The organism is uncultured Allobaculum sp. (assembly GCF_948576815.1).
GTDB lineage: Bacteria > Bacillota_I > Bacilli_A > Erysipelotrichales > Erysipelotrichaceae > Allobaculum > Allobaculum fili.
Genome location: NZ_CAPAEZ010000033.1, coordinates 20482 through 27694, shown reverse-complemented (window position 1 = coordinate 27694; position 7213 = coordinate 20482). Strand labels below are relative to the sequence as shown.

Below are 7213 nucleotides of genomic sequence, written 5' to 3'. Positions count from 1 at the left end.
AAAGATAGGAAGCTGCCAGACAAAATGAAATCCCCGAAGGATAAAGGAGAAATCCGATATCTTTCGGGGATTTTTCTGCGCGTTGGAAACCGAATGGAATCGGCGGACCAAAGCGGCTTTGAAAAAGAAACTAATCTTCTTCAAGAATGTGGGTGAGGGCCACTTTCACAACGGAATGGATATGTTCGTCATCCAGGAAGTAGTACACAGCTTTTCCGTCTTTCCGGCTGCGGATCAGTTTGGCGGCTTTAAGCGCCTTGAGCTGATGGGAAACCGCGGAACGGGACATGCCGATCACATTGCACAGATCCGACACGCACAGTTCTTTCTTTTCCAGCGCAATCAGAATTTTCAGCCGGGTCTGATCGCCCATGACTTTATAAAAATCCGCCAGCCGTTCCAGAATTTCCGGACAGGGAAGCGATTCAATGGCGTTTTCTACGGCTGCCTGATCCAGGCTTTCGTACAGAGGTTCATGCGTATTCATGCCTGTATCATACCGCATGATCCGTTTTTTACGCGAAATCATTCTCTAGAGCCCGCCCCAGAAGGCCATTCAAATCCGTTCAGAAAATGGGGATGTTTCTGTTGCAAACCCATGCAGAGTCGATATAATAGAAACGTAAATAGTTGAACAATTGTTCAACTAATAAGTGATTCAATGTATCCCAGAAACGGGAAGAAAACATAGTCATAAAAAAAACATAGTCATAAAAGGAGAACGTTATGAAGAAAACATACAAAATCGAAGTGGACTGTCCCACTTGTGCTTCGAAACTGCAGAGCTGTGCAGAACAGACGGAAGGAGTTGAAAAGTGCTCGGTCAATCTGATGACGCAGAAACTCGTCATTGAAGCCCCGGCCGAATCACAGAAAGCCATCATTGAATCCATTGCGAAGCGCATGGCGTATATCGATGATGACGTTGTGATCTACAGATAGCTATGACAAAGAAACAAAAGAAAAATCTCAGGAAAATCCTGATCAGCGCGGCGGCCTATGCAGCGCTTGCGCTTTCTTCAATCTGGATTCAATGGCCAGCCCTTCTTCAGGCGCTTCTCTATCTGGCCATCTATCTTTACATTTCCTGGGGTGTTCTCAAGAAAACACTCAAGAACATTAAAAACAAGGACTTCATGGATGAAAACTTCCTGATGACCTTAGCCAGCCTGGGTGCCTTCGCTCTTGGCGAATACTCTGAAGCCGTAGCGGTTATGCTGTTTTATCAGGTCGGCGAATGGTTCCAGTCCTACGCGCTGGAGCGCTCGCGCAAGAACATTTCCGCACTGATGGATATCCGTCCGGAATATGCCAACCTGGTCGAAGAAGACGGCTCCGTGAAGGAAGTCGATCCGGATGAAGTCAAAGTCGGTCAGACGATTGTCATTAAACCGGGTGAACGCATTCCTCTGGACGGTACGGTTCTTACCGGTACCGGTTCAATCGATACGTCCGCGCTGACCGGCGAGAGCGTTCCGAAAACGGTTCGTCCTGGCGACGAAGTCATTTCCGGATGCATCAACCAGAACGGACTGCTCCATGTCAAAGTCAGCCGGGAATTCTCGAACTCGACGGTTTCCCGCATTCTCGATCTGGTTGAAAACGCGACCGACAAGAAGAGCCGTTCCGAACAGTTCATCACCAAATTTGCCCGTGTCTACACGCCAATTGTTGTATGCAGTGCCATCGCTCTGGCGATTATCCCTTCGCTGATCACAGGACAATGGGCAACCTGGGTTTACCGCGCACTGGAATTCCTCGTTATTTCGTGCCCGTGTGCTCTGGTTATTTCCGTACCTCTGGCTTTCTTTGGCGGAATTGGCGGCGCTTCCCGCTGCGGCATTCTCGTTAAGGGAAGTACATATCTGCAGGATCTGGCCGATGTCAAAACCATTGTTTTCGATAAGACCGGAACGCTGACTAAAGGTACGTTTGAAGTCACATCGATTACCCCGGTATCCATACCGCGCGAAGAGCTTTTACAACTCTGCGCGAAAGCGGAATCGTATTCGACGCACCCGATTGCCTTAAGCATTGAGCGTGCGGCCAGACTGGAAAACCCGAAAGAGGGCGTTTCCAATGTCGAAGAAGTCGCCGGTAAAGGCATCATTGCTCAGATCGATGGAAAATCGGTTGCCGTCGGCAATGAAAAGCTGATGCTTTCATTAGGCATTCCGGCCGATGACCTGCCGAAAGGATCTGGCTTTGGAACTGTGGTTTACACCGCCTGCGATCAGAAACTTGCCGGAGTGATTGAAGTTGCTGACGAGCCCAAAGAAGAAGCCAGAACCGTTACCGATCTGCTTCGCAAATATGGCGTAAAACGATTCGTCATGCTTACCGGTGATGCCAAAGGTGTCGCCGAAGCGGTAGCCACACAGGCTGGCATTGACGAAGTACACGCCCAGCTTCTGCCGGAGCAGAAAGTCGAATGGCTGGAAAAGATTCTTCAGAACAAGGAAGGCATTACCGCCTATGTCGGCGACGGCATTAACGACGCGCCGGTACTGGGCATGGCCGATGTCGGTATTGCAATGGGCGGCCTGGGCAGCGATGCGGCCATTGAAGCCGCGGACGTTGTTCTGATGGACGATCAGCTCGATTCGCTGATTACCGCCATTCGTATTTCCCGCAACACCCTGAAGATTGCCCGCGAGAACATCATTTTCGCGATCTTCGTTAAAATTCTGATGCTCGTGCTTGGCGCACTGGGTATCGTCAACATGTGGGGCGCTGTATTCGCCGATGTCGGTGTTTCCGTTCTCTGCATTCTCAATTCCATGCGTGCCCTGCGTACGCGCAAATACCGTCTCAATACGCCGGAGCTGAAATAATCAGCCCCGGCTTTTTTGAAGGAAAGAGCGGACGCGGGCACCATTCGATCGCAATCGCGTGGTTTTTCCTATCATAGAAGAAGGAGGGATCCATATGAAAGAACATGAAAACAAGCTGGAGATCGCCGAACTGATCGGTGAGGTTTCCAGAAATCTGGACAAAAAGGATCTGAATAAAGTCCTTGAAGCCTTTTCTGCCGACGCAGAATTCACGATTGAAGAAGATGGAAAGGCTGCGGTCGATTTAACCGGAAGAGAAGCTATCCGCGAACACATTGCCAGCCATATGGAAAAGTATGATCTGATTTTCCATAACAGCGGCTCCACAGTTGTGGATCTGATTCATCTCGATCAGAGTGCGACAGCGGCTACCAGCTGCATCGTGAAAACCCGCACGAACGATCCAATCGTCACCACCGATGAATATGTGTACTATCTTGACTCGCTGGTAAAAGTCAACGGTTTCTGGTACATCGTAAAACGTACGATTCAGATCGAATCCAAATCGGTACGCTAAGCATGCAGAATCCGGGACTTTCCCGGATTTTTCATTTTCTGCCGGATCAGGCCTGAGGGCGAACAGGGCGTCATTTGGCAGGACAAAATTAAACGATCCAGTTTTGAGACTGGATAGGAGATCCATATGAAACGCTCTACTATTGCTTCGCCAGATGGCGCCCTGGCCTTTTTCTTTGCGATTTTCGCCTTGCTGATCTGGTACGTCTCGGTATTTCCGTCGATTGACAACCTGACGCTCTTTTCCTTGAGCATGGTCTGGCTGCTGCTTTCGGCGGGTACGCTGATTGCTTCTTTAATTAACATGGTCCGCGGTTTTTCGCGCGGCAATACCAACCTTCTCGCAACCATTCTTCTCGGATTTATTCCTGGTGTGGATACGCTGGTTGCCTTAGGCATGCGCGTAATCGGCGCCCCGTATCATCCGGTCCTCTATGGGGTCATGTATATGATTGGTGCTATCTTAACGATCAGCGCTGCCTGGCGGAGAAGAATGCAGCCTGGCTATATTTTTCTGCGGACACTGATTGTCGGCCTCGGTCTGCTCTGCCTGGGCATCGGTGATACGTTCGAACTCCATGGCGTTCTCGTCCTTGGCGGCTGGCTGATGTTTGTCTTTGCGATGCTCAGTTTTTACTATGGTCTGTCCAGACTGTACGAAGAGTTTGGCTTTCCGCTGCCGGAAGGCAAATCCTTCTTTAAGGAAAGCGAGAAGACAGCCGGTCTGCCGTCCTATCCGAAATCCAAAGCGGATAAGACGAGTAAAGAACCGCTTCATCCGCGTCAGGAACGCCTGAGCAGCCCGGATATGATTGTCGCCTTTATTTGCGCGACGTTTGGCAGCCTGAGCTTTGCCATTCCGTTTTTCGGTCTGGGCGATGATTCGGTGATGTCTGCCGGTATTATTCGTATCGTTCTTGGCATTATCTTTTACTGCAGTGCCCTGATCAATATGTTTAAAGGTTCGCCTTACGGTTCGCTTAATCTGATTTTCGCGGTCTGCTTTGGTCTGTTTGCAGGATCTACGCTCTCGCTCCAGTCTTTGCATGACGTGATTTACTTTTCGATTCAGCCGACGTTTTTCGGGGTGGTTCAGCTGTTTGCGGGTCTGTATCTGGTCGCGATCATTCCGGCCACGCGAAAGGCACCGGCGTATCGTTCGCTGGCCATGTTCTGCTCGGGCATGGGCTTTGTAACAGGCGGAATCGACTTGCTGACAAAAATTCCGTACATGAACAAAGCCAGCGGCCTCTTCTTCCTCGTCTTCTGCCTGCTCAATATTTATGCAGGCATGTCGGCTCTGCTTCCCAGTCTTCGTCAGGGTCCGACCATCGATCAGCTGCTTAAAAAAGAAAAAGCCTGAGTCGTGACTCGAAGCATCCAGATATCGGAGCATTCAGATAGTTGAACATACAAAAACAGTCCTCTTTGCGGGTACGCGATCAAACGCTTCCTGCAATCGAGGACTGTTTTTTTTTGATGTTATTTTGGCTTATTTTCGTTTTGCCTGCCTTTGTTTCGTCTATCGACGTTTTGGCAGTCTGCGATTTTTGCGATCGGCGGAACGATTCGAAGCTTCCGGTGCCGTTTGACTGCGCATGGTCAGTGCAATCCGTTTGCGCTTGGGATCGACTTCAAGAATGCGGGTGCGTACGACCTGACCGACATGAACGATCTCATTGGGATCTTTGACAAAGCGGTCTGCCAGCTGGGAAATATGGACCAGACCGTCTTCATGAACTCCAATGTCGACGAACGCGCCGAAGCTTGTGACGTTGCGGACGGTGCCTTCCATTTCCATTCCCGGCTGCAAATCTTCCAGATGCAAAATGCCTTTCTTCAGAATCGGGCCATCGAGCGCGTCACGCGGGTCGAGTCCGGGGGAGGCGAGTTCGCTTAAAATGTCGCTTACCGTATACGGATCGCTGCCCAGTTCCTGAGACAGACGCTGCGCATTCAGGGATTTGAGCGTTCTGGAAAACCCATCGCTGTGCATGTCGTTTAAAGACAGATTCGTTTTTTCCAGAATCCGGGCGGCTAACGGATAGCTTTCGGGATGAATGCCGGTGTTATCAAGCGGGTTCGATCCGGAGTGAATGCGCAAAAAGCCGATGCTCTGCTCATAAATCGTATCGGAAAGCAGACTCGCCAGTTCCGTACGGTCTGTAAACGGACGGTTTTCTCTGGCTTTCAGGATTTTGCTGATCTGCGGCTTTTTCAGACCGGCGATATGGCGAAGCAGGCTGACGGAAGCCGTGTTGACGTTGACACCGACGCGGTTAACGACTTTATCGGTTACAAAGTCGAGCGTTTCGCGCAGCTGCTTCTGGGACACATCGTGCTGGTATTCGCCAATGCCCAGAGACTGGGGATCGATTTTCACGAGTTCGGAAAGCGGATCCTGTATGCGACGCCCGATGGAAATGGCGGAACGCTCTTCGACGGGCAGATCCGGGAATTCTTCCTTGGCCAGCGGGGAAGCGGAGTAAACCGAAGCGCCGGCTTCGTTTCCGATCACATAGGAAACTTCCGGGAATTCGGGAAGAATCGAAGAAATCAGTTCGATCGATTCCTGACTGGCAGTACCGTTGCCGATGACGATCAGCGTGGGATGGAAGCGGCGCAGCAGTTCCTTCGTTTTTGCGACGGCTTCCTGATAAAAGCGGGCTTCCGGAGCCACTTTGGATCCGTGCTTGAACGGATAGACGACGCACGTATGGAGCAGGCTGCCTTCTTTGGAAAGAACGGCCAGCTTGCATCCGTTCAGGTAGCCTGGATCCCATGAGAGAATGACCTGTCCTTTTAACGGTCTAGCCATGAGCAGGTGTTCGAGATTGGATGCAAAGCCCTGAATGGCTTTTTTGTGTGCGTTTTCGCGCAGCTCACTGCGGATTTCGCGTTTGACGGAAGGCAGAATGAGACGGATGAGCGCGTCATGAATGACGGCCATCATCCAGTCGCTGACCGGCTTGCGGCCAAAAAGGATCTGCCGGATCCGGCGTTCGATGTCTTCGTTGTCGCTGGTAATGGATACGGTGATGACTTTTTCCTTTTCCGCCCGGTCCATAGCGAGGACGCGATGGTGCGGAATGGTTTTGATCGGATTGGTGAAGTCGTAGAACATTTCATAAATGCCCTGCGGATCTTCGGCATCTTTTTTCAGCGTGCTCGTCAGGGATTCTTTTTCAAGAAGCTCCTTGCGAACGGCCTGACGGACGGCAGGGGTGTTGGCAATGCGTTCGGCGAGAATGTAGCCGGCCTGTTCGAGGGTATCGTCATCAAGCGTATCCGGACGGGTTTTGAGTTCGAACAGAGAATCCGCAATCGGACCAAACCCGGCTTCGATCGCGGCGGATGCTTTGGTTTTGCGCTTTTCCTTGTAGGGACGATAAATTTCTTCCAGCTCCGCCTGAGTTGCAGCATCGAGAACGGCTTTTTTCAAATCGTCGTTCAGAACGCTTTTTTCCTGAAGCGCGGCCAGAACGGTTTCCTTTCGCTCCTGCAGAGCGGTCTGGTATTTCCAGGTCTGTTCAATGTTTCGCAGCTGGTCCTCATCGAGAGAACCGGTCTGCTCCTTGCGATAGCGGGCGATAAAAGGAATGGTGGCTCCTTCTTCGAGCAGATCGTGTGCAGCCTGAACCTGACGCTCAGGCAGGCCGAGAAGTTCGGCGGTACGTTTTAAGATATCCATTTTTTCAGGATATCATCCAGAAGAGAGAATGCAATCGGATCGATGACAGATGCAGGATCGAGGCCGAATCGAAGCTGAATTGAAGCCCAGTCAAAGGGCAGTTCACAAGAAACTCGAAGCGGATAAAAGCGTTCCAAAAGCGTCTGGATGCGCCGCATAGAGCCGACGAAAA

At 50.9% G+C, this 7213-nt stretch carries 6 protein-coding genes; 4 read left to right on the top strand and 2 right to left on the bottom strand.

All coding sequences use genetic code 11. The features are described 5' to 3' along the window. Nucleotides 1–130: 130 nt before the first annotated feature. Nucleotides 131–487 carry a helix-turn-helix transcriptional regulator gene (locus tag Q2J39_RS06135; RefSeq protein WP_300927452.1) on the bottom strand — a complete coding sequence of 119 codons (357 nt, stop codon included), beginning with the start codon at nucleotides 485–487 and terminating at the stop codon, nucleotides 131–133. A 239-nt stretch (nucleotides 488–726) separates the two neighbouring features. Between Q2J39_RS06135 and Q2J39_RS06130 the strand changes: the two genes are divergently transcribed. From Q2J39_RS06130 to Q2J39_RS06115, 4 genes are all read left to right on the top strand, one after another. Then, nucleotides 727–942: a cation transporter gene (locus Q2J39_RS06130; protein WP_230267650.1), complete on the top strand. Its 216-nt coding sequence runs from the start codon at nucleotides 727–729 to the stop codon at nucleotides 940–942. Between the two features lie 2 nt (nucleotides 943–944). After that, entirely contained in the window at nucleotides 945–2834 is a 1890-nt protein-coding gene (locus Q2J39_RS06125; protein ID WP_230267651.1) for a heavy metal translocating P-type ATPase, read from the top strand. A gap of 94 nt (nucleotides 2835–2928) precedes the next feature. Further along, the gene (locus Q2J39_RS06120; protein WP_230267652.1) at nucleotides 2929–3351 is read left to right on the top strand and encodes a nuclear transport factor 2 family protein; all 423 of its coding nucleotides are present in this window, start codon (nucleotides 2929–2931) and stop codon (nucleotides 3349–3351) included. A gap of 126 nt (nucleotides 3352–3477) precedes the next feature. Further along, a complete protein-coding gene (locus tag Q2J39_RS06115; RefSeq protein ID WP_288339469.1) occupies nucleotides 3478–4713 on the top strand; it encodes a hypothetical protein in 1236 nt (411 codons plus the stop codon). Between the two features lie 159 nt (nucleotides 4714–4872). On the opposite strand, the gene Q2J39_RS06110 is transcribed toward Q2J39_RS06115, so the two are convergent. Continuing rightward, the gene (locus tag Q2J39_RS06110; RefSeq protein ID WP_230267654.1) at nucleotides 4873–7041 is read right to left on the bottom strand and encodes a Tex-like N-terminal domain-containing protein; all 2169 of its coding nucleotides are present in this window, start codon (nucleotides 7039–7041) and stop codon (nucleotides 4873–4875) included. Between the last annotated feature and the right edge of the window lie 172 nt (nucleotides 7042–7213).

Excerpts from the sequence above, each read along its gene's own strand:
- Q2J39_RS06130 (WP_230267650.1), top strand. The coding sequence starts at position 727 with ATGAAGAAAACATACAAAATCGAAGTGGACTGTCCCACTTGTGCTTCG.
- Q2J39_RS06120 (WP_230267652.1), top strand. The coding sequence starts at position 2,929 with ATGAAAGAACATGAAAACAAGCTGGAGATCGCCGAACTGATCGGTGAG.
- Q2J39_RS06115 (WP_288339469.1), top strand. The coding sequence starts at position 3,478 with ATGAAACGCTCTACTATTGCTTCGCCAGATGGCGCCCTGGCCTTTTTC.
- Q2J39_RS06135 (WP_300927452.1), bottom strand. The coding sequence starts at position 487 with ATGAATACGCATGAACCTCTGTACGAAAGCCTGGATCAGGCAGCCGTA.
- Q2J39_RS06125 (WP_230267651.1), top strand. The coding sequence starts at position 945 with ATGACAAAGAAACAAAAGAAAAATCTCAGGAAAATCCTGATCAGCGCG.
- Q2J39_RS06110 (WP_230267654.1), bottom strand. The coding sequence starts at position 7,041 with ATGGATATCTTAAAACGTACCGCCGAACTTCTCGGCCTGCCTGAGCGT.